Origin of the sequence: Actinophytocola sp. (assembly GCF_036402745.1) — a bacterium.
Lineage (GTDB): Bacteria > Actinomycetota > Actinomycetes > Mycobacteriales > Pseudonocardiaceae > Actinophytocola.
This window is the reverse complement of sequence record NZ_DASWSJ010000078.1, coordinates 1-20870: the sequence shown is the minus strand read 5'-3', so window position 1 is coordinate 20870 and position 20870 is coordinate 1. Positions and strand designations below refer to the sequence as shown.

The 20870-nt window shown below is 72.2% G+C and carries 19 protein-coding genes and 1 pseudogene; 12 read left to right on the top strand and 8 right to left on the bottom strand.

Translation table 11 applies throughout. From position 1 onward, the window contains the following. The first annotated feature begins 19 nt into the window (after window positions 1-19). The 4 genes and pseudogenes from VGD70_RS07480 to VGD70_RS07465 all read left to right on the top strand — a co-directional run bounded on the left by VGD70_RS07480 (window position 20) and on the right by VGD70_RS07465 (window position 3968). Complete coding sequence (locus VGD70_RS07480; RefSeq protein WP_331079474.1) at window positions 20-619, top strand: hypothetical protein; 600 nt, start codon at window positions 20-22, stop codon at window positions 617-619. Then, window positions 616-1188, top strand: coding sequence for a hypothetical protein (locus tag VGD70_RS07475; RefSeq protein ID WP_331079472.1), 573 nt, complete (start codon window positions 616-618; stop codon window positions 1186-1188). Before VGD70_RS07480 ends, VGD70_RS07475 begins: the two co-directional genes overlap by 4 nt. Then, window positions 1188-1886 (top strand): annotated as a pseudogene (locus tag VGD70_RS36910) (serine/threonine protein kinase); the annotation flags it as partial. The gene VGD70_RS07475 and the pseudogene VGD70_RS36910, both read left to right, overlap by 1 nt. A 1497-nt stretch (window positions 1887-3383) precedes the next feature. Beyond that, complete coding sequence (locus tag VGD70_RS07465; protein WP_331079468.1) at window positions 3384-3968, top strand: hypothetical protein; 585 nt, start codon at window positions 3384-3386, stop codon at window positions 3966-3968. Window position 3969: 1 nt separating this feature from the next. On the opposite strand, the gene dusB is transcribed toward VGD70_RS07465, so the two are convergent. From dusB to VGD70_RS07445, 4 genes are all read right to left on the bottom strand, one after another. Further along, window positions 3970-5118 (bottom strand): tRNA dihydrouridine synthase DusB, encoded by a 1149-nt coding sequence (dusB, locus tag VGD70_RS07460; protein ID WP_414637908.1) that lies wholly within the window; start codon window positions 5116-5118, stop codon window positions 3970-3972. A 47-nt stretch (window positions 5119-5165) separates the two neighbouring features. Then, window positions 5166-8465 carry an SNF2-related protein gene (locus VGD70_RS07455; protein ID WP_331079464.1) on the bottom strand — a complete coding sequence of 1100 codons (3300 nt, stop codon included), beginning with the start codon at window positions 8463-8465 and terminating at the stop codon, window positions 5166-5168. Between the two features lie 87 nt (window positions 8466-8552). After that, complete coding sequence (locus tag VGD70_RS07450) at window positions 8553-9098, bottom strand: GNAT family N-acetyltransferase (RefSeq protein ID WP_331079462.1); 546 nt, start codon at window positions 9096-9098, stop codon at window positions 8553-8555. 32 nt (window positions 9099-9130) lie between these two features. Further along, the gene (locus tag VGD70_RS07445; RefSeq protein ID WP_331079460.1) at window positions 9131-10333 is read right to left on the bottom strand and encodes an MFS transporter; all 1203 of its coding nucleotides are present in this window, start codon (window positions 10331-10333) and stop codon (window positions 9131-9133) included. A 42-nt stretch (window positions 10334-10375) separates the two neighbouring features. Between VGD70_RS07445 and VGD70_RS07440 the strand changes: the two genes are divergently transcribed. The 3 genes from VGD70_RS07440 to VGD70_RS07430 are packed head-to-tail and all read left to right on the top strand — an operon-like array spanning window position 10376 to window position 12558. Beyond that, a complete protein-coding gene (locus tag VGD70_RS07440; protein WP_331079458.1) occupies window positions 10376-10876 on the top strand; it encodes an ArsR family transcriptional regulator in 501 nt (166 codons plus the stop codon). A gap of 59 nt (window positions 10877-10935) precedes the next feature. Further along, window positions 10936-11751 (top strand): FHA domain-containing protein, encoded by an 816-nt coding sequence (locus VGD70_RS07435; protein WP_331079456.1) that lies wholly within the window; start codon window positions 10936-10938, stop codon window positions 11749-11751. 6 nt (window positions 11752-11757) lie between these two features. After that, window positions 11758-12558 (top strand): FHA domain-containing protein, encoded by an 801-nt coding sequence (locus VGD70_RS07430; protein WP_331079455.1) that lies wholly within the window; start codon window positions 11758-11760, stop codon window positions 12556-12558. Window positions 12559-12702: 144 nt separating this feature from the next. Here the strand turns inward: VGD70_RS07430 and VGD70_RS07425 are convergent, their stop codons facing one another. After that, complete coding sequence (locus VGD70_RS07425; RefSeq protein WP_331079454.1) at window positions 12703-15057, bottom strand: serine/threonine-protein kinase; 2355 nt, start codon at window positions 15055-15057, stop codon at window positions 12703-12705. An 83-nt stretch (window positions 15058-15140) separates the two neighbouring features. Here VGD70_RS07425 and VGD70_RS07420 point away from each other — a divergent pair, with 83 nt between their 5' ends. Then, window positions 15141-15596 carry a hypothetical protein gene (locus VGD70_RS07420; protein WP_331079452.1) on the top strand — a complete coding sequence of 152 codons (456 nt, stop codon included), beginning with the start codon at window positions 15141-15143 and terminating at the stop codon, window positions 15594-15596. Here VGD70_RS07420 and VGD70_RS07415 read toward each other — a convergent pair. Together VGD70_RS07415 and VGD70_RS07410 are read right to left on the bottom strand one after the other, a co-directional pair. Next, entirely contained in the window at window positions 15593-16060 is a 468-nt protein-coding gene (locus VGD70_RS07415) for a DUF1772 domain-containing protein (protein ID WP_331079450.1), read from the bottom strand. The genes VGD70_RS07420 and VGD70_RS07415 overlap by 4 nt on opposite strands. A gap of 23 nt (window positions 16061-16083) precedes the next feature. After that, window positions 16084-16911 carry an NAD(P)H-binding protein gene (locus VGD70_RS07410; RefSeq protein ID WP_331079448.1) on the bottom strand — a complete coding sequence of 276 codons (828 nt, stop codon included), beginning with the start codon at window positions 16909-16911 and terminating at the stop codon, window positions 16084-16086. 81 nt (window positions 16912-16992) lie between these two features. On the opposite strand from VGD70_RS07410, the gene VGD70_RS07405 reads away from it, so the two are divergent. After that, on the top strand, window positions 16993-17925 hold the full coding sequence (locus VGD70_RS07405) for an AraC family transcriptional regulator (protein ID WP_331079446.1): 933 nt from the start codon (window positions 16993-16995) through the stop codon (window positions 17923-17925). A gap of 167 nt (window positions 17926-18092) precedes the next feature. Here the strand turns inward: VGD70_RS07405 and VGD70_RS07400 are convergent, their stop codons facing one another. Then, window positions 18093-18677, bottom strand: a complete 585-nt coding sequence (locus VGD70_RS07400; protein WP_331079444.1) for a TetR/AcrR family transcriptional regulator — start codon at window positions 18675-18677, stop codon at window positions 18093-18095. A gap of 169 nt (window positions 18678-18846) precedes the next feature. On the opposite strand from VGD70_RS07400, the gene VGD70_RS07395 reads away from it, so the two are divergent. From VGD70_RS07395 to VGD70_RS07385, 3 genes are all read left to right on the top strand, one after another. Next, window positions 18847-19494: a TetR/AcrR family transcriptional regulator gene (locus VGD70_RS07395; RefSeq protein WP_331079442.1), complete on the top strand. Its 648-nt coding sequence runs from the start codon at window positions 18847-18849 to the stop codon at window positions 19492-19494. Window positions 19495-19556: 62 nt separating this feature from the next. Beyond that, window positions 19557-20054 (top strand): hypothetical protein, encoded by a 498-nt coding sequence (locus VGD70_RS07390; RefSeq protein ID WP_331079440.1) that lies wholly within the window; start codon window positions 19557-19559, stop codon window positions 20052-20054. A 135-nt stretch (window positions 20055-20189) separates the two neighbouring features. Beyond that, window positions 20190-20708 (top strand): DUF6328 family protein, encoded by a 519-nt coding sequence (locus VGD70_RS07385; RefSeq protein WP_331079438.1) that lies wholly within the window; start codon window positions 20190-20192, stop codon window positions 20706-20708. Window positions 20709-20870: the final 162 nt, after the last annotated feature.

The following is a 20870-nucleotide window of genomic DNA, read 5'->3' as shown; positions in this document are numbered from 1 at the left end:
GGACACGGAGGTGGAGCTCGTGGCGGCGATCGTCCTGCCGGTCGGCCACGACCTGGGTGCCTTCCACCCGGGCGACGGCGCTGCCGCGGTGCGGCAGGTCCGGCTCGGCGCGGAGATCGTCGAACTGTCCACAGAGGAGTTCCAGGTCTGGTCGCTGGCGCACGGCATTCCCTCCGGGGACACCGTCTCGTGCACGCCGGCGGACCTGTCCTCGCCCTTGTCCTCGCCGGACGCGGTCGCCGCGCTGCGCGATCGCGGGCTGCTGGCGGAGGTCACGCCGGACTCCGCGCAGCGGTTCGCGGCCGCGCACCGGTTGCTGCCGCTCGCGCTGGGGCTCGGCAACACGGCCGAGGAGCCGTGGCTGTTCTCGGTGGGGCTGCTGTACCAGCCGCTGGTGATGATGACCGGCGCGCTGTTCGACCTGTGGCAGTGGGCGCACCTGTCGCCGGACCTGTGGCTGGCGTGCCGCGAGTCGGCCGAGGTGGCCACGCGGGCCGGGGCGGACGACGCGGACGTGACGGACCCGGCGCGGGTGCTCGCGGGGGCGCTCGGGTCGCTGCACCAGCTGCTGGTGGCGCGGGTGGCGTGCCTCGACGTGCGGATCGAGGGCGTGCGATGACGGTCTTCCCGGTCGGCCACTACATGGGAGAGCGCCCGGCCCACGGGCAGCATGTCGTGCGGGTCGGCCTCGAGCACCGGCTGCTGAGCGCGGACGAGTTCGGCGTCTGGGTCCTGGCGCACGGCACCGCGGAGAACGGCCGGCGGGCGTGGGCGGTGTCCGATGTGCTCGCGCTGGCCGCCGACAGCTCGTTGCCGGGTGGGCCCGCGGCGGTCGACCGGCTGGTGGCGCTGGGCGCGCTCGTGGTGGCGGACGAGCCGCGCCGGTTCGCGGAGTCCTACCGGCTGCGGCCGTTGCTGGTCGGTTTGGGGAACTCGCCGTCCGAGCCCGACCGGTACCGGGTGGGCTTCCCGGGCCTGCCGCCGGTGGCCGAGCTGGACGCGATGGCATACGAGTTGTGGCAATGGGGACACCTCGCGCCGAGCCTGTGGCACACGTGCGAGGTGCGGGAGAAGGTCGCGGCGGGGCTCGGCGCGCCGGTGTCCGTTGTGGACCTGCTGGACGGGCTCCTCGGTGATGTGCGTGAGCTGCTGCTGAACAGCTGCGCCTACCTGGACCGGGTCCGCTGATGGCCGTGTCGGTCACGGAGCTGAGCCGGGTCGGTGACGGTCCGGTCGCGACTGTCTACTCCGGACACCGCGATGGCGCGCCGGTGGCGTACAAGGTGTTCCCGAAGCGGTTCGACAAGCGGACGATGGCGGCGTTCACCAAGGAGCAGGCGGTGTTGTCCGGCCTGCGCCGGATCGGCTCGATCCTGCCGGTGGACGCGGTTGATGAGCTGTCCGGTGGAGAGCCCGCGCTGCGGATGGAGCTGTGCGCGCGGTCCCTGGCGTCGGTGGTGGACCGGCACGGCCCCCTGCCGGCCGCGGAAGCGGTCACCCTGGGCCGGGCGATCGCGACCGCGCTGGCCGCGGCGCACGAGTCCGGGATCGTTCACGGCGGCATGTCGCCGCACAACGTGTTGTTCCGGGCCTCGGGCACCCCCGCGGTCGCCGACTTCGGCATCACGCTGCGCCAGGCCCTGGCGAGGGACCCGCTGCACGCGATCGAGTTCCTGCCGCCGGAGACGCTGCGCACGGGGGTGCTGAACGAGAGCACGGACCTGTACGGCCTGGGCGCCCTGCTGCACTACGCGCTCGCGGGCCGCACCCCGCACCCCGGCCGCCTGGGCGAACAACCGGGCGAACGCGTACTGCGCATCCTGGGCGAGCCCGTGCCGGCCATCAACGCCAAGGACATCCCGGTGGCCCTGACGACGCTGGTGGCGCGCCTGCTCGCGACCGACCCGGCCCACCGCCCCCCGGACGCGGCGCAGGTGGTCGCCCACCTGACGGCCTTGCTGCCCACCCCACCCCCCCACCCCGAAGAAGACTTCGACGACTTCGCCTCCCCGGCGATGGTCCCCGCCCTGCCGCCGGCACCTCACGCCCCGCCACCCCCACCCCACGACGAGTTCGACGACTTCGCCCAGATACCCCACACCGCCGCACAACACCCGGTCCCGACACGGCCCCACCCAGCGCCGACCACGCCACCGCACCCAGCGCCGACCTCCACGCCCCACGCGGTGCCGACCTCGCAACCCCACCCAGCGCCGACCTCGCAACCCCAGCTGGTCCCGACCACGCCACCTCAGATGGTCGGCGCCGCACCCCGCCCAGCACCACCCGCCGCGCGACCAGCCCCACCCCACCTACCTCCGGCCCCGCCGCCCCAGCCAGCCCGGCCCACTGCGGTCCGGCCTACTGCGGTCCGGCCTACTGCACCGCCTGCGCAGCCCCAGTCGGCGCAGCCCCAGTTGGCCGAGCCTCGGTTGGCCCTGCCTGTTCCGCCTACAGCGGCTCAGTCGGCTCCGCCTCAGTCGGCTCAGCCTGCTTCGCCTACTCCGCCTCAGTCGGCCCTGCCTGCTCCGCTCCAGTCGGCTCCGCCTCAGTCGGTCCTGTCTGCTCCGGGCCAGTCGGCGGCACTTGATCCGCCCCAGTCGGCGCCGCCGGCTCCGGCCCAGCCGGCGCCGCTGGCTCCGCCCCAGCCGGCTCCGCCGCAATCGGCACGGGGTGGCCTGCCGGCTGCGGCCGGTCCGGGTCCGCTGCGGTCGGCTTCGGCGCAGCCCGCTGCGCCCGAATCGACACCGCCCGTTCCGCCGGCTTCCACCCCGTCTTCGGCGCCGCCGCTGCCTCAGCCGGCGGTGGCCGCCCTGCCGCCCCAGCCAGTAACGCCCGAATCGGCTGTGCCCCAGCCGGCTGTGCCTCAGCCGGTCGTCCCCGAGCCGGTCGTGCCTCAGCCGGCTGTGCCCCAGCCGACCGTGCCCCAGCCGGTCGTGCCTCAGCCGGTCGTGCCCGAGCCGGCGGTGCCCCAGCCGGCCGGTTCCGGATCGGCGTCGTCGCGATCGGCCGCGGCTGGCCTGCGGGCCCAGCCGGGTATGCCCGGTTCGGCTCCGCCCCAGTCGGCAGCGAGTGCCGCGCCGCCCTACCCGGCTTCGGGGCCGGGGCTGGGCTCGCGTCCATCGGTGGCGCCGGAGATGACTCCCGGGCCCCATGGCCCGGCTGCTCCGCCGCAGCCTCCGGTCGCGGCAGGGGTGCGGCCGCGGCCGGTGCCGTTCCCGTCCATGCCGCCGCCACCTTGGCCGCCTTCGCAGCAGGTGGTTCAGCAGCACCACCTGCCGCAACCGCCTCCCCAGGCGATGTCTCCGCAGGCGTCCGCGCCGCAGGCGCCGCGGTGGCCGCACCTGCCACCGTCCTATCCGGACTCGCCCGCTGAGTCACCGGTGCGGGAACCGGATGCCGACCTGCCGTCGACGCGCGAGCGTGGGGCCGGCGACGGTTACTGGGCGGCCGCCGACGAGGCGCCGCGGACTCGTGTCTTCGAGGAGGACGACTTTCCTCGGGGACACGGCGGGTTGCCCGGGCACGACGAGGTCGGGGGCTCGGGCGGGCGGGGGTGGCGGTGGGGTTGGGTTCAGGCCGGCATCGCCGCGGGGGTTCTTGTCGGGGTCGTCGCTCTGGTGCTCTTCTTGATCCTCGGCAGTGCGCCGGACGAGCTCGCCTCCAGTGAGCGGGCGCCGGGGGACACCGGGGCGACTCTCGGGGACGTGCGGATCGAGCTTGCCGAACCCGTGGACAAGACCGACCACGTCGAGCTCAGGTGGCGCAGCTCGCGCGAGCTCGACTTCGCCGTGGTCGTGGCGGCGGACGGGAAACCGCCGCAGTACTACCTCGCCCAGCGCAAGAACTCGCTGACCATCGACATCGAGCCCGGGCGCAAGTACTGCTTCATGATCCAGGCCACCGACATCGACCGGGTCTACGAGAGCGCGCCCGTCGCGCTGCGGGGCGCCACCTGCCGCAAATGACTCAGCCGCCGGAGTGCATCAGGTCCGCGCCCAGCGGCACCGACGGGTCGTCCGGATCGTCGAGCCACCCGTACGGCAGCGTCACCTTGCCCGGCGAACCCTGACGCCCACGGGGCCCCTCGGCCGCCGCCGGGAACGGGGCTTCGGGGTTCAACTGGGACAGCAACGAGTCCAGTTCGGACATCGTGGTGACCATCGCCAGCTTGCGGCGCAGGTCCGCGCCCACCGGGAAGCCCAGGAAGTACCACGCCATGTGCTTGCGCAGGTCGCGCAGGCCCTTGTCCGGACCGTCGTGCTCCACCAGCAACTCGGCGTGCCGCCGCAGCACCCGCGCCACCTCGCCGAGGTTGGGACCCGCCGGCACCGGCTCGCCGGCGAACGCCGCCTGCAGCTCGCCGAACAGCCAGGGCCGGCCGAGACACCCGCGGCCGACCACGACGCCGTCGCAGCCCGTCTTGGTCATCATCGCCAGGGCGTCGCCCGCGGTGAAGATGTCGCCGTTGCCCAGGACCGGGATCGACGTCACCGCCTCCTTGAGCAGGGCGATGTGCGTCCAGTCGGCCTGGCCCGAGTAACGCTGGGCGGCCGTCCGCGCGTGCAGCGCCACCGCCGCGGCACCCTCGGCCTCGGCGATGCGGCCGGCGTCGAGGTACGTGTGGTGCTCGTCGTCGATGCCCACCCGGAACTTGGCCGTGACCGGCACGCCGTGCGGCGCCGCGGCCTCGACGCACGCGGCGATGATGTTGGCGAACAGCCGCCGCTTGTACGGCAGCGCCGCGCCACCGCCCTTGCGGCACACCTTCGCCACCGGGCAGCCCCAGTTCGTGTCGACGTGGTCGGCCAGGCCCTCGCCGATGATGATCTTGACGGCTTCCCGCATGGTGGCCGGGTCGACGCCGTAGAGCTGCATCGACCGGGGCGACTCGGTGGCGTCGAAGGTCATCATGTGGCGGGTCTTGGGATCACGCTCGACGATCGCGCGGGCGGTGATCATCTCGCACACGTACAGGCCGGCGCCGTACTCGCGGCACAGCCGGCGGAACGCCACGTTGGTGATGCCCGCCATCGGGGCGAGCACCACCGGCGGGTCGACCTGGTACGGGCCGATCCGCAGGGCGTTGACGGCGACCGCGGGCTGCACGGCATCCATTGTCGCTGGTGAAGCCTCCCGTGCCCAGCCGGGGGCCCGAGTGGGTCTCAGCTGAACAGGCCGCGGATGTCGTCCACGTCCAGGCCGGTGCCGAACACGTTGCCGTCGTCCATGACGCTGGTGACGAGCGCCGCCTTCCTGGCCTTCAACGCCATCACCTTCTCCTCGATGGTGTCCTTGGCGATCAGGCGGTACACCATGACGTTGCGGGTCTGCCCGATGCGGTGGGTCCGGTCCACGGCCTGTGCCTCGGTCGCGGGATTCCACCACGGGTCGAGCAGGAAGCAGTAGTCCGCCTCGGTGAGGTTCAACCCGAACCCGCCCGCCTTGAGACTGATCAGAAACACCGGCACCGTGCCGTCCTTGAAGCGCCGCAACACCTCCTGCCGGTTCCTGGTCTTGCCGTCGAGATAGCAGTACTCGATGCCGTCGGCGTCCAGCCGCGCCCGCACGGTGGCCAGGAAACCGGTGAACTGGCTGAACACCAGTGCGCGGTGGCCGCTGCCGGTCACCTCCCGGAGCTGCTCGGCCAGCGTGTCGATCTTGGCGGACGGAAGGTTGTGGTGCTTGTCGTCGACGAGTCCGGCGTGCAGGCTCAGCTGGCGTAGCAGCGTCAGCGACCGCAGGATCGTGAACCGGTTCCGGTTCATGTCCTCGATCAGGCCGAGGACCTTCTGCCGTTCGCGTTGGAGCACGGTCTGGTAGAGCTTGCGGTGTCGCGGATGCAGGTCCACCTCGAGGACCTGCTCTCGCTTGGCGGGCAGATCCGCGGCGACCTGTTCCTTGGTGCGCCGCTTGACCAGTGGCCTGACCCGCCGCCGCAGCTGCGCGAGCAGGTCGGCGTCGCCCTGCTTCTCGATCGGGCGGGCGTAGTAGTCGCGGAACTGGGTCGGGCTGGGGAACAGGCCCGGCGCGGTGATCGACAGCAGCGACCACAGCTCCATCAGGTTGTTCTCCATCGGCGTTCCGGTGATGGCGAGCTTGACCGGTGCCGGCAGCCGGCGCAGGCACTGGTAGACCTTCGACTGGTGGTTCTTGGCGTACTGCGCCTCGTCCATGATCAGTCCGGCCCACGACATGTCCGCGTAGGCGTCGATGTCCAGCCGCACCAGTGTGTAGGTGGTGACCACCACGTCCGCGCCGGCAACCGCCTCCGCGAGGGACTGGTCGCGCCGCCGCAGTGTGTCCGATATGGACACTACGTTGAGCCCGGGGGCGAACCGCGCGGACTCGGCCGCCCAGTTGGGCACGACGCTCGTCGGGGCAACGATCAGAAACGGGGCACTGGTGGCTCCGGACTGCTTGGCGTGGCAGATCAGCGCCAGCGCCTGCAGCGTCTTGCCGAGGCCCATGTCGTCGGCCAGGATGCCGCCGAGCTGGAACTCCCACAGGAAGGCAAGCCAGCCGAACCCGTCCACCTGGTAGGGACGCAGGTGCGCGGTGAGCGTGGTCGGCACGTCTTTGCGATCAACGGACTCGAGCGACAGCAGGCCGTTCACCTGCCGCTCCCAGGCGGCCGCCTGCCGGTCGACCACGCCGAGCTGGGTCAGCTCGTCCCACAACGCGGCCTGATACCGGCTGATCTTCAGCGTGCCGTCGGACGACTCCTGCAGCGCGCGCGCCTCCTCGATCAGCCGGCGCAGTGCCTGCAGTTCGGGCTTCTCCAGGGAGAAGTAGGCGCCGTCGGGCAGCAGCAGGTGTGACTGTTCCCTGGCGAGCGCGAGAAACACGTCGAGGAACGGTACTTCCCGCCCCTCGACGGTGATGGTGACACCGAGATCGAACCAGTCGGTCTCTCCCGGCACGTCATCGGTGGACACGCCGATCGACAGCGAGTCGCTCACCTCGCGGTAGTCGGCCGTGTCGCCGTCGATCTCCACGACGACCCCGGGCCGGCCGAGCAGCGGCATCACCTCGGTGGTGAACAGCATCGTGTCGATGCCCCGCAGCGCGGTGGGTGAGACGAGGGTCGGCCGCGCGCCGGTGGTGCGCAACCCGAACCGCTCCAGCGGGACGTCGTCGAGGCCGACGAGCACGGCGTGCTCGGCGGCGGTGTCGCGGTAGCCGGCGACGGGACCGTCCAGCGGGACCCGAAGCCGCGCGTCGCCTACCTCGTAGGTCCACTCCCACCGCAGATCCAGCTGGTGGCCGGCGCCGTATCGCGCGTGCAGCAGCAACAACGGGTCGGAGATCGTGGGCGGCGTGAACGAGTCGTCGGAGGAGATCATCGTGGCCAGGTGCCGCAGCCGCGGGTAGTAGTCGGTGCCGAACCTGGGCTGTTCGGCGGCGGGAACCTCGAGCCGACGGTTGTCCAGCGCCATCTGCTGCAACCGCTGGGGCACGGTCTCGTCGAGCCTGGCGAGCCGGAGGCGCCACTCGCGGTGATCGGTGGACGCCTGCATCTCCGCGCGGTCGACGTAGACCACTCCGTGGCCGGGCGAGCCGATGAACGTGACCGGTGCGGGATCCACGGCCTCCCCGTCCACCCTGATCACCGGACTGATCGCCAGCGGCCCATCCGGTCGGTCGCGGGTGGCGTCCAGAAGCAGCCGAGCGGAGCCGTACCGGTCCACGTCCCCCAGCCGCGTGCGCCCGTGCACCAGCCGCACACCGATCTCGTCGGCCTCGTCCAGCATCGACCACAGCCGCGCACTGTCGAAACTGGACAGATCGAGGTACCGCTCGTCGCCGGAGTAGTACCCGACGTGCCTTCCGCCCGACCGGTACAGGGCGTAGAGCTCATGGAGCAGCCGCACCTGCGTGGCGACGAACTCGCCCTGGTAGCGGAGTTCGCCGAGCTTCGACCAGCTCAACGCGCCGGCCACCCAGCCGTTCCGGCCGCGGCGCACCAGCCGGGCGAACACCTTCGGCGTCGCGGTGAGCCCGGCTCTCGGTGCGTCGGCGGGCAGCGTCAGCTCGACCGCCAGCGGTGTGGCCGCCCGCCGGCCACGCTCATCGGCGGCCCACGTGTCGAGCAACGAGTCGAGTGACTGCGCCCAGTTCGCCGGCTGGGGGCGTCGGCTCGAGGCGACCCGCGCGCTGCCGTGCCCCGCCGCGGTCAGCACCAGCGCCACCACGTGCTTGCAGTCCAGTCCCACCGGACAACTGCACTCCCCGTGCGCGAACTCCATGGCCGGCCCGCTGCCGGAGCTGAGGTAGGCGGTGGTCGTGTAGAAGTCGCCCAGCCGGCCGTGGACGCGCCCGCGTATCGCGCTCTCGGACTCGTCCCACCGCATCGTGATGACGGCGTTTTGCCGCGCGTAGGTGGCGCCCCTCGCGTAGGACGTGGGCCCGGCGGCGTCCTCGAGCCCGGCGAGATCGACGCCCGGCAGCATCACGGTCTGCATGCGGCCAAAGCTAGCGACCGGCACCGACAGACTTCGTGCGCCATGCCGTCGTTGATGGCGACCGCGATGGCGACCGCGGGCCGCACGTCATACCTCGTGGCCACTGGCCTGTGTCACCTCCATACCGGCCGCGACCCGCAGGTCGCGGCGCCAGTCGTTGCAGCGGATGAGCGTGCCCTTCGGGAACTCGAAGTCGGCCTCGCCGAGCAGGGTGAAACCGGCCTTGCGGCACACGCCGTTGGACGGGCCGTTGACCACCTTCGGGTACGCGTGGGCGTGACGGTGTCGCCCGTGCGTCCTGGCGTGGGCGGCCGCGAGCCGGACCGCGGCACTGGCCAGGCCGCGGCCCTGGTACTCCGGCAGCACGTGCCAGCCCATCTCGTAGACCTGCTCGCCCTGCCACTCGCGCTCCCAGTAGCCGACGCTGCCGACCCCGGGAGCGTCGGGTAACGCGATCCGGAACATCTGGCCGGCCCCGGTGACCGGCAGCTCGAGGAACCGCTTGTGGCGCGCGACGATGGCGTCGGCGGGCTCCTCGCCGCCCAGGAAGACCTTCATCTCCGCGGTGTTGCCGCGCAGCTCCAGCTCGAGGTCGCCGTCGGACCAGGGTTCGAGGCGCAGGTCAGGTGCCATGACCAAGACGATGGCACAGGGGTCCGACAGTTCTAGGCCGCCGGGAAGTCACGCATCCGGCGCAGTGGCGAGAACACCAGCCAGAGCGCGGCGAAACACGTCCCCACGCCGGCGACCAGGATCGTCGGCCGCAGCCCGAGCCACGTCGCCAGCCCGCCGCCGAGGACCGCCCCGGCCGGCATCACCGCCCACATCGTGAACTCCATCGTCGCGTTCACCCGCCCCAGCAGCTCCGGCGGGCAGACGACCTGGCGGCACGTCATCTCCGTGACCCCCATCAGCACGATGCCGAAGCTCGCGACCGCGGAGCTCGCCACGAACCAGGCGAGCCCCCAGCCCGGCGTCGTGAACACGGACACCACATAGCCCGGCCCCAGCGCGACCCCCGCCGCCACCAACACCCTGGCCTGGCCGAACCGCGCGGTCAGCCGGCCGGTGACCGCCGAGGACAGCAGCGCGCCGACCAGCCCGACCGTGCTGATCAGGCCGATCACCCCGGCCGACAACCCGATCTCGCGCACCAGGAACACCACGGTCACCGCCGAGTGCGCCGACTGCCACAGCACGAACGTCGCCGTGTTGCCCGCGATCGCCCGCAGCAGCGGCTGCCGCACCACGAACCGCAGGCCGGCGGCGATCTCCCGGCCGAGATGGCGGTCCGGCCGCCGGGGCGGGCGCTCCTCGCGGTGCCGGACCGACCGGATCCACGCCGCGGACCACAGGAAACTCACCGCGTCCACGGTGAACACCAGCGGCGCGGTGAGCAGCTGGACCAGGAAGCCGCCCACGCTGGCGCCGGCGAGCGCGGCGACCGACGTGTTGGCCGACAGCTTCGCGTTCGCCGACACCAGCTGGTCGGCCGGCAGCAGGCGCGGCAGGTAGGACTGGTGCGCGACGTTGAACCAGATCGACAGCGAGCCGACCACGAACATCACCACGTACAGGTGCCCCAGCGAGAGCACCCCGACCAGCGCCGCCGCCGGGATCGACAGCAGCACCAGGAACCGGCCGAGGTCGGTGACCAGCAGCACCGGCCGGCACCGCACCCGGTCGATCCACGCGCCCGCCACCAGCCCGAACAGCAGCGCCCCGAGCGACTCGAACGCGCGCACCAGCGCCACCTCGAACGCCGACGCGTGCAGCGACAGCACGGCGACCAGCGGTGCGGCGAGGAACGTCATCCGGGTCCCCAGCTGGCTGATCGCGTCCGCGAGCCACATCCGACGAAAGTCCACGACGACACCCTAGCAATCACTAGGGGGTGGGATACTCGGTCGATGGAAGTAGACCCCGTCCTGCGCGCCCTCGGCCATCCCACCCGGCTGCGGATGCTGTCGATGATGTGGAGCGGCCCGCTGTCCGCCGCCGCCCTCGCGGCCGAGCTCGGCATCTCCCACGGCCTCGCCAGCCAGCACCTGCGCACGCTCGACCGGGCCGGCCTGGTCCAGCTCACCGAGGTCCGGCCCAAGCGCGGCGGCCGGGAACGGCTCTACCGCACGGTGAAGGGCAGCCCGCTGTCCGACCGCCGGGACTCCTCGCCGCTGCTCCTCGAGGCGCTGATCACCAACCTCCGGCTGCGGGTCGCCGACCGGCTGCCGGACTCCGCGGCGGTCGTCACCGACGCCGACCTGTGGCTCACCCCCGAGCAGTGGGCCGACGTCCGCAAACGTTTGGGCGACCTGATGGCCGAGGCCCACGAGCTGGCGAGCCCCCCGCACACGCCGGGAACGGTGCAGGTTGGTGCCACCCTCATGGCCTTCGAGCTGCGGAGCAGGTAGATCCGGGAGGGGTCCCGGGCAACCGGCCGCATACTGAAGGCCCCGGGCGAGGAGGACATGTGGACACGCTGGCGGTGGAGGGCCGACGCCTCCCGAGGACGCACGACAGCCTCGCGTTCGGGATACCGCGCTCGGCGCCGGGCGCGATCTACGCGCTGGCCATCGGCGGCGGCATCACGGTCGGCCCGAGCGAGGGCCGCACGGTGGTCTTCGGCCGCAACAAGCCCGAGGTGCACGTCTGCATCGGCGAGGACGACCGCCGGGTCAGCCGCCAGCACGGCATGCTGACCCACCAGCACGGCCAGTGGTGGGTGAGCAACACCGGCAAGCTGCCGATCCGGCTGCCCGGCTCGCAGTGGCTGTTCGCCGCCGAGGAGTCGCTGCCGCTCGCCGAGGGCTACACGCCGCTGTTCGTGCCCGGCACCCGCGGCCGCGAGCACCTGCTGGAGCTGTTCGTCGCCGGCTCGGACGGCCAGCGCCCGCTGACCAGGCACGACGCCCTCACCGACCCGCCGAAGACCTGGCGCCTCCTGCCCGACGAGCGGCTCGCGCTGGTGCTGCTGGGGCAGCGGTACCTGCTGCACGAGTCCGACCCGCAGCCGCTCACCCGCCAGCAGGTGGCCGAGCAGCTGATGGAGCTGCGGCCCGACGCCGGCTGGACCCACCGCAAGGTCGAGCACCTGCTCAAGGACGTCCGCGAGCGCCTCTCGCGCGAGGGCGTGCGCGGCCTGACCAGGGAGGAGGTCGGCGAGCCGGTCGGCAACAAGCTCAACGACAACCTGGTCCGCGAGCTGGTCCTGTCCACCACGCTGGTGCCGCCGGACCTGCGCCTGCTCGACCAGCTCGACCAAGCCCCGGATGACTCGGAAAGGTAGGCCGACGTGGGGATCGATGTCACCGAGTTCCCGCCGCGCAAGCTGCCCGCGCTGACCGGTGGCCTGGCCGCCAAGTCGCCGTCGGGACCGCCCGGCAGCATCTTCGTCTACGGCGCACGCGGCGGGTTCGCCGCGCCGCCGCTGGAGCGCCTGCAGGTCCGGTTCGGCCGGCACGCGGACGAGGTCGAGGTGTGCGTCGGGTCCGACGACGGGCAGATCAGCCGCCAGCACGGCCGGATCGTCTGCGCGGGCCGGCAGTGGTGGCTGCACAACGACGGCCGCCGCCCGATCCGGCTGCCGAACTCCGCCGACCTGCTGCTGCCCGGCCGGAACATGCCGCTGGCCAAGGGCTACAGCCCGCTGTTCATCGACGGCTCCGCCGACCGCCAGCACCTGCTCGAGGTCCGCGTGGTCGGGCTCAGCACGACGATCCCGCTGTCCACGACCGACGAGGCGACCTCCGCGCCGCCGGCCTACCGGCTCAGCGAGGTCGAGCGGCTCGTGCTCACCGCGCTCGCGCAGCGCTACCTGCGCCAGGAGCCGCACCCGCAGCCGGTGGCCTGGCAGCAGGTGGCCGACGACCTCAACGCCACGCCGGGTCAGGAGGGCTGGCACTGGCACCGCGCGTCCAACGTGGCCGACGCGGTGCGCAAGCGCTTGTCCACCCAGGGAGTGCGCGGGCTGACCAGGGAGGAGGTCGGCGAGCCGGTGGGCAACAAGCTCAAGGACAACCTCATCCACGAGCTGCTGCAGACCGCCACGCTGCTGCCGCTGGACCTGGCGCTGCTCGGCGACCTGGACTTCTAAGGCCTGTCTCGTAGATCTTCGTGTGACGTCCTGCGCCGACCACCGGAACCTCAGGGGACCGTGACGGCACCCAGCCACCATCCACCTCGATACCCGCACTATTCGCCGGGACGCAACGCACACGTTTAATCCCGGGGAGGCGGACTAGACCGGGCCCGCCTCGGCGCGCCACCACTCGACGAGCGAGTCCGTGTCGTAGCCCTGGTAGGCGAAGGTCCCGATGTGCAGGGCGTTCGACGTCCACGTGAGGAACAGTTGCCCGTTCACCGTCGCGCAGCCGAGCCGGCCGCTCGCCGCGCCCCGCGCGTAGGGCGCGTCGCCGGTGAAGTTCTTCGGTGCGGTGGTGCAGTCCGGGCCGCTCGTGCCGAGCGCGTCGGCGTAGCTGGTGTTCATCGAGGCGAGGTCGGGGAACTGGACGTAGTACACGGCACCCGCACCGTTGGTCGGCCCGCAGGTCACGGCCGTCACCCCGGTCTTCCCGGCGAGGTCGCGGACCTGGTCGGCCGACGGGCGCATGCAGTTGACCTGGGACGCCAGCGGGATGTGCGCCAGCAGCGCGCGCTCGGCCTTGTCCGGGAACGCGGGGTCGGCCTGCTTGTTGACCGCCGGGACGATCCGGCCGGCCGGGACGCCGAGCCCGCGGCTCCACCACTCGGCGACGTCGGCCGGGTCGCTGCCGGTCACCCGGGCCATCACCCGCAGCGGCTCGACCGTCCACTCCAGCGTGGGCGTGCCGCGCTCGCCGGGGTAGCAGAGCATCTCGCCGAGGTCGACGCTGCGCAGGTCGTAGTGGCGGTTGCCGATGAAGCCCGGCGGGTTGTCCGTGCAGAGCACGCCCGACGGCGGGTTGTTGGCGCTGACGTGGCCGTCGTAGGTGCGGCGCAGGCCGTCCCGGTCGCCGAAGCGGTAGTAGCTGACGGTGGTGGCCAGCCGGCTGTTGGCGTCGCACTCGATGGCGGCGGTGAGGTTGCGGAACGAGTCGAGCGTGCCGGCCTCGGCCCGCTGGCAGCGCGGCTTCTCGACCAGGTCGATGAGCGCCTGCTCGTCGGCGGTGGGGAACGCCGGGATGCCCACCCATTTCGCCCACGACGCGGCGAGGCCGACGTCGCCGGACTCGCTGGCCTGCGCGAGGGCCACGGTGCGCCGCCGGTCGTCGGTCCACACCATCGTGGTGGCGCCGCCGGAGGACCAGCAGACGACCCGCCCGGTCTGCGTGCCGCCGCCGGGGTAGCGGTGCTCGGCGCCGGTGGCCCGGGTGCAGTCGCCGTTGCCGCGCGGGATGTTGGCGTCCTGCAGCGCGGCGGCGTAGGCGAGGTCCATCCCGGACCGGTCGGCGAACAGGCTGAACCGGACCTCCTGGGTGCCGTCCCGGCACAGCAGCACCGACGCCGCGCCCGGCAGGCCCGAGTCCGTGCCGGCCTCGCGGCAGCCGCCGATGAGCGCGGCCGGGACGCGGCTGAGGTCCGGGCCGCTCGGGTCGTCGCGCACGGCCTGCCAGACCACGATGCCGGCGGCGATCAGCACCAGCGCGAGCAGGCCGACCAGCAGCGGGTTGCGGTTGGCGGCGAGCCAGCTCGGCCGGTGCGGCGCCGTCGGCCGGGTGTCCGGCTCGGGCGCGGGGTCGATCGGGGGGAGCGTGACGTCCTGGTGCACCGGGAGCCCGGGGCCGGTCAGCAGCGCGTCGAGGGCGTCGGCGAGCTCGGTGCAGGTGGCGTAGCGGTTGGCCACGGTCGCGAGCGCGCGGTTGACGACCTGGTCGACCTCGGCCGGCAGGTCGGGGCGCTGCGCGCTGACCGGCTGCGGCGGGGTGCCCTGGCGGGCGAGCCAGCGGCCGGCCTCGGTGGGCTGGTCGTCGTGCGGCAGCCGGCCGGTGAGGCAGCGGTAGACGACGACGCCGAGGGAGTAGATGTCGGCCTGCCGGGTGATCGGGGCGCGGTCCTGCGGCTCGGCGATGTCCGACCGGAGCTCGGGGGCGAGGTAGCCGTCGGTGCCCACCGTGCGGCCGACCTCGGTGCGGCGCTCGACGTCCAGCTCGGCGGCGATGCCGAAGTCGATCAGGTACGCGTGGTCGGACCCGGCGTGGAGCATGATGTTGCCCGGCTTGACGTCGCGGTGCACCCAGCCGCGTGCGTGCGCGTGGTCCAGCGCCGCGGCGACCTGCCGGACGATGCGCACCGTGCGCGGCAGGTCGAGCCGGACCTGCTCGGCCAGGACGGCGGCCAGCGTGGTGCCGTCGATGAACGGCATGACCAGGTGCTGGTTGGTCGAGCCGCGGGCGTGGACGCCGACGATGTTCGGGTGGTTGAGCCTGGCCGCGACGGCGAGCTCGCGGCGGAACCGGGCCTGGTACTCCGCGTCGTGCGCGAGCTGCGGCTTGAGGATCTTGATCGCGACCGGCCGGTTGTCGAAGGTGAGATCCTCGGCCATGAAGACCACGCTCATGTGGGTCTCGGACAGCTTCTGCGTCAGCCGGTAGCCGGGTATGTCGAACCCGTCCACCCGACAACCCCCAACAGACTCCGGCACCGCGTGTCGACCATGATGCCAGTGGCCGGCTCCACCCCTGCCGAAGGAGGGCGTCCGTGCGCCGTGTGGTGATGATCGTGCTCGGCGTGGCGACGCTCGCCGGGTGCGGCGGGCAGCAGGTCTCGGGCCAGCCGATCGGCTCGACGCTGGCCCCGTCGACGACCACGGCCGTGCCGACGACGACCGAGCCGCCGCCCGCCGAGCCGACGTTCCCGAAGGCCGCCGACGGCGCCAACCTCCAGGCCTGCTTCGACGGGACCTGCGAGGTGGACGTGCGGGCGCCGGTGCGGATCAACCTGGACCCCGCGACCGGGGTGACCCAACTGTCGATCCCGACGATCGGCCCGAAGGGCGTGCACATCGACGGCTCGACCACCGGCGGCGGCACGGTCACCATCGACATGTACGCCGACCCGGGTGCCTTCGCGGAGAGCGTGATCAACAACCGGCTGTCGGTGAGCACGATGGCCACTGTGGACGGTCGCGCCCTGCTGCGCATCAGACCGCTCTAGCGGCTGCTGACGAGCGCGCCGACCAGGCAGCCGAACCCGGCGATCGTCACCAGCGCGCGGAGTACGTTCCACCGCACCCACGGGGCCTCGAACCGCTCGCGCAGCTGCGCGTAGCCGTCCCGGCCGGCGTCCAGGGCGTTGTTCATCGGGATGTGCACCACGCGGGTGATCACCAGCGTCGCCACCAGGAAGGCGAAACCCGCGACCGTCCACCACAGCGCCGGGCCGGGGTGCAGGTTCAGGAGGACGGCGACGCCGGCCAGCAGCGGCGCGCCGAGGAAGGACAGCATGAACCACGGGTTGATGATCGCGATGTTGATGCCGCGCATGGCCTCGACGAACGTCTTGTCGTCGCCGCGGGCCAGGCCCGGCAGCACCGAGCACGCGTAGGCGTAGAACAGGCCGGCGCTCAGCCCGGCGGCGACGGTCGCCGCGACGAGCGCGGTCGTGGAAAGGGTGGTCATCGACTTCTCCTCGGCTCTCGTGCTCACTGCGTCCACACCCCGGTCGCCGCCGCGGCCTTCGCGTAGTCCGCGAAGTCCGTGGCCGGGCGGCCGAGGACCCTCTCGATGTCGTCGCTCACGTGCGCGTTGCGACCGTCGAGCACCCGGTCGAACAGCTCGACAAGCATGGTCGCCTCCTCGGCCGGCACCCCGAGCGCGGTGGCCGCGGCCACGAACTCCTCCGGTGTCACCGACCGGTGGCCGACCTCGCGCCCGGCCGCCTCGCTGATCTCGGCCGCCACGTCGGCGAAGGTCAGCAGCCGCGGGCCGGTCAGCTCGTAGACCCGGCCGTCGTGGCCTGGCGAGGTGAGCGTCTCGACCACGACGTCGGCCACGTCGTCGAGGTCGACGAAGGGCTCTGCCACCGACCCCACCGGCAGGGCGATCTCCCCGGTCAGCACCGGCGGGAGCAGGAAGTGCTCGCTGAAGTTCTGCGCGAACCAGGAGCAGCGCACGATCGTCCAGTCCGCGCCGGCCTCCTGCACGACCCGCTCGCAGGTCTCGGCCTCCTCCTCGCCGCGGCCGGACAGCAGCACGAGCCGGCGCACGCCCTTGGCCACGGCCAGCGTGGTGAACGCGCGGATGATCTCGGGCGCGCCGGGGAGCACGAGGTCGGGGTAGAAGGTCAGGTAGGCGGTGTCGACGCCGTCGAGCACCGGTCCCCAGGTCGTCTCGTCGGACCAGTCGAAGGGCGGCTCGGTCGAGCGGGATACCGCGCGCACCGGCAGGTTCCGCGCCCGCAGCCGGTCGGTGACCCGCCGGCCCGTCTTGCCCGTGCCACCCACCACCAGGAAGTTCGTGTTGTTCGTCATGACACAGAGTCAAGCCGGGTTCGATGAGACTCTCCATAGCTGGGAAGCTCGATCCCATGCGTCAGCGTCTACACTTCGGGCATGGATCCCCTCGCCGCCCTGCTGGACGGCCCCCGCGCACACGGCGCGTTCCTGCTCCGCTCGGTGCTCACCCCGCCGTGGGCGCTGCGCATCGAGGACCGCGCGCCGCTCACCGTGGTGGCGGTGGTCCGCGGCGACGCCTGGGTCGTGCCCGACGGCGGCCCGCAGGTCCGGCTCGCCGAGGGCGACCTCGCCATCGCGTGCGGCCCGACCCCGTACCTCGTCGCCGACGATCCTGGGACGCCGCCGCAGGCGCTGATCCTGCCCGGCCAGGAGTGCCGCACTCCCGACGGCGGGCACCTCACCGAGCTCGCCGACCTCGGCATCCGCACGTGGGGCCATGGCGTCGACGGCCCGACGATCATGCTCACCGGCACCTACGGAATGACCGGCGAGGTCAGCAGGCGGCTGCTCGCGGCGCTGCCGCCGCTGATCGTGCTGCCCGGCGCGGACTGGTCCAGTCCCCTCGTGCCGCTGCTGGCCGCGGAGATCGTGCGGGACGTCCCGGGCCAGGAGACGGTGCTCGACCGGCTGCTGGACCTGCTGCTGATCACGGCGCTGCGCACGTGGTTCGCCCGGCCCGGCACCGCCGCGCCGGCCTGGTACCGCGCGCACGAGGACCCGGTGGTCGGCCAGGCGCTGCGCCTGCTCCAGCACCAGCCCGACGAGCCGTGGACGGTGGCCAAGCTGGCCGCGAACATCGGCGTGTCCCGGGCCGCCCTGGCCCGCCGCTTCACCACGACCGTCGGCGAGCCCCCGATGGCCTACCTGACGAGCTGGCGCCTCGCGCTCGCCGCCGACCTGCTGCGCCAGCACCCGGACCGGACCATCGGCGCGATCGCCCGGGAGGTGGGTTACGGCAGCTCGTTCGCCCTGAGCACCGCCTTCAAACGCGAGCACGGCGTGAGCCCCCAGACCTACCGGACCAGCTAGGCGATGTCCGGAAATGACCTAGCCGCGCTGCGGTTGGATCTTGGTCCACCGTGGTCGGGGCGAGTCGACCGATCGGGCGTGGACAGGGCGAGCCGGGGATGGCTCGCGGCGAAAGAGGAAAGGCGCACCGGCCGGGTCGGTGTGGCCGGCCGTGCCGGGTGAACCAGCTAGTCGGCGAGTTTCGACAGGGTCGTCGACAGGGTTTGCTGGAAGCCGGGGTCGTTGTCGCCGTAGAGGATGTGGTGGGCGAACATCGCGCCGGCCATGATCTCGGCCAGCGCGTGGATGTCGGTCGTCGGGGGGAGTTCGCCTCTCTTCACCGCGCGGGCGAAGATCGTCGCGGCCACGTCGAGGTCCGGGCGCATCATCTTCCTGCGCAGGGCGGCCATCAGGTCCGGCTCGACCAGGCAGTCCGCCACCATGCCGCTGATCAGCTCGACCGTCCCGGGCAGCTTGAACACCTGGTCCTGGTAGGCCGTCGCGCGCGCGAGGTCGCCGGCCAGGGTGCCGGTGTCGGGCAGCTCCGCGCTGGTCTGCTCGGCACCGCCGAAACACGCCTTGTAGACCAGCAGCGGGCGCCGTGGCCAGCGGCGATACAGCGTCTGCTTGCCCACGCCCGCCCGCTTCGCCACCGCCTCCATGCTCAGCCCGAGGTACCCGTGCTCGGCCAGCAGCGCCCGGGTCGCGGCGAGGATCCGCTCGTCGAGCTCGGCGATCCTCGGCCGGCCGCGGGCCGGCGTTGCGTTCGGCACCCCCGAACCCTACGTTACGGGACGCACGTCTCTTAATGCAGAATCCGCGAACAAATCTCACCTTCAATCCGTGAAAGTCTTTCGGGATTGACTGGACGTAGATACAGTCAACCGCCGTCAGGGCGGTGAGAGGCGGGGGGTCGGAGACAGAAGTGACGAGGTAAGGCACGTGTCGCCACGGTCGGCGCAGGCCAACGAGCAGCTGCGCGAACGGTCGCGGGAGCGGATCCTCGCCGCGGCGCTCGAGGTCTTCGCGAAGAAGGGCTTCCACAACGCCACGGTCTCCGACATCACCGCCCGCGCCGGGGTCTCCCGCGGGTTGATCACCTACTACTTCCCCGGCAAGCGGCACCTCGCCGAAGAGCTTCTCGGCCGCTACCTCGACGGCCTGACGACGTTGCTCGACGTCACCGGCAGCCCGGACGAGCGGCTGGCCACGATGATCGACGGCATCCTCCGCGCCGCGGCGAGCACGCTGCCCGTGCAGCGGCTGGCGCTGAGCCTCATGACCCACCCGTCCACGCTCCCGCTGTTCGCGCGGGTGGAGCAGACCAAGGACGACCAGCTCACCCTCCTGGAGAACACCCTGCGCGGGCTGTTCGAGGCCCGCGGCGCCGAGGACCCGGCGCTGGAGGAGGTCATGTTCCGCTCGGTCATGGAGGGCGTGATCTTCAAGGCGAGCGTGTACGGCGACCGCTACCCGCTCGAGCGGGTCCGCACCCGGCTCCACGCGATGTACGACCTCCCCGCCCCGCGCACCGCGCTGCGCCGCGACGACCCACCGCCGGTCGGCCGGCTCCGCGCCGCCGACCGCTGAGCGCCGAAGCCACGGACGGGCGCGACACGCCCTTTCAGGGCCGCCAGAAACAGGAGACACGGATGGACGCACGCACCCTCGCCGGCCGGCTGGAGGAGCCGAGCGGGTTCGCCGCGATCATGAAGGGGATGTTCAAGAACGGCAAGGCGAACAAGTCGCACGCCGTCTACTCGACCGCCCAGCACAAGGGCATCTACGACAACCACGAGCTGCGCTTCGTCACGCACGAGTCGACGGGCTACGCGATCATGGCCTTCAGCACCACCGGCCCGCTGGACCTGCGCGTCCGGGAAACCCTTGCCGCACAAGCGGAACGCTTCCCGCTCGGCACGGTCCGCTACGAGTGCGTGGCCTACTCGAGCCTCCTGCCGTGGGGCTGGCACCCGCGCTCCTACGACCCGGGCGAGCACTCGATCCAGGCCATCGGCGACCCGTTCCCCGGCGTGATCGTCTACGTGGCGGTCACCTCGGCCAAGGGGTCGGACCGCCCGCTCGTGGTGCACGCCAACTCCGGCGGCAACGACTACATCTACCCGGTGCCGGGCGACCGGCTGCGCTGAGAGCGAGTTCGCGGTAACCGACGACTTACCGGCCCACTCGGCGGCATGGAGTACCTCGACCGGGCGGGCGAGCCCGGTCCGGCCGGGTCCGAAATGACGGGTTTCCTGGAAGCCTTGCCGAGGTAATCCTGGGGAATGGCCGCCGAGACCGAGGACCGCCTTGCCAAGGGCGAGGAGTCCGAGAACGAACGACTCACCCGCAACGTCAACGAGTTGCTGCAGGAGCTGCGGGTCGCCCAGGCGGGCGTGCAGTTCCTGTTCGGCTTCCTCCTGGCCGTCGCGTTCACCGAGCCCTACGCGCGCGCGACGACGTTCCAGCACGTGGTCCACCTGGTCGCGGTGCTGTTCGCGACCGTGTCGGTGGCGCTGCTGACCGCGCCGGCCGCGTGGCACCGGGTGCTGTTCCGCCAGGGCGAGCGGCCGATGATCATCGAGGTGGCGAACCGGCTCGCGATCTGGGGCATGGCGTGCCTGGCGGTCGCGATGACGTTCACCGTGCTGCTGCTCACCGACGCCGTGGTGGGCAACTGGGCCGCCATCGTGATCGCGGCGTTCGCCGCGGTCCTGTTCGCGACGTTGTGGTTCCTGCTGCCGCTGGCCCGCCGGGCCCGCGACAGGGACCGCCCGACCGAGCCGTCCCACGCCGACGCCTAGCTCAGGTCGTTGTACCAGTCGCTGATCGCGTCGCGATCGACGTCGGGCGCGTCGTCGAGGTTGTCGAACAGGCCCGATCCGTCTTCGGTGTCGTCCTCGCGTGGCTCGTACTGGCCGGTCGGGTCGTCGTGCGAGGGGTCCTGGCCGGTCGGGTCGGTGCCG

Excerpts from the sequence above, each read along its gene's own strand:
- VGD70_RS07450 (WP_331079462.1), bottom strand. The coding sequence starts at position 9,098 with ATGGCACCTGACCTGCGCCTCGAACCCTGGTCCGACGGCGACCTCGAG.
- VGD70_RS07475 (WP_331079472.1), top strand. The coding sequence starts at position 616 with ATGACGGTCTTCCCGGTCGGCCACTACATGGGAGAGCGCCCGGCCCAC.
- VGD70_RS07415 (WP_331079450.1), bottom strand. The coding sequence starts at position 16,060 with ATGACCACCCTTTCCACGACCGCGCTCGTCGCGGCGACCGTCGCCGCC.
- VGD70_RS07405 (WP_331079446.1), top strand. The coding sequence starts at position 16,993 with ATGGATCCCCTCGCCGCCCTGCTGGACGGCCCCCGCGCACACGGCGCG.
- VGD70_RS07410 (WP_331079448.1), bottom strand. The coding sequence starts at position 16,911 with ATGACGAACAACACGAACTTCCTGGTGGTGGGTGGCACGGGCAAGACG.
- dusB (WP_414637908.1), bottom strand. The coding sequence starts at position 5,118 with ATGGATGCCGTGCAGCCCGCGGTCGCCGTCAACGCCCTGCGGATCGGC.
- VGD70_RS07440 (WP_331079458.1), top strand. The coding sequence starts at position 10,376 with ATGGAAGTAGACCCCGTCCTGCGCGCCCTCGGCCATCCCACCCGGCTG.
- VGD70_RS07390 (WP_331079440.1), top strand. The coding sequence starts at position 19,557 with ATGGACGCACGCACCCTCGCCGGCCGGCTGGAGGAGCCGAGCGGGTTC.
- VGD70_RS07455 (WP_331079464.1), bottom strand. The coding sequence starts at position 8,465 with ATGCAGACCGTGATGCTGCCGGGCGTCGATCTCGCCGGGCTCGAGGAC.
- VGD70_RS07385 (WP_331079438.1), top strand. The coding sequence starts at position 20,190 with ATGGCCGCCGAGACCGAGGACCGCCTTGCCAAGGGCGAGGAGTCCGAG.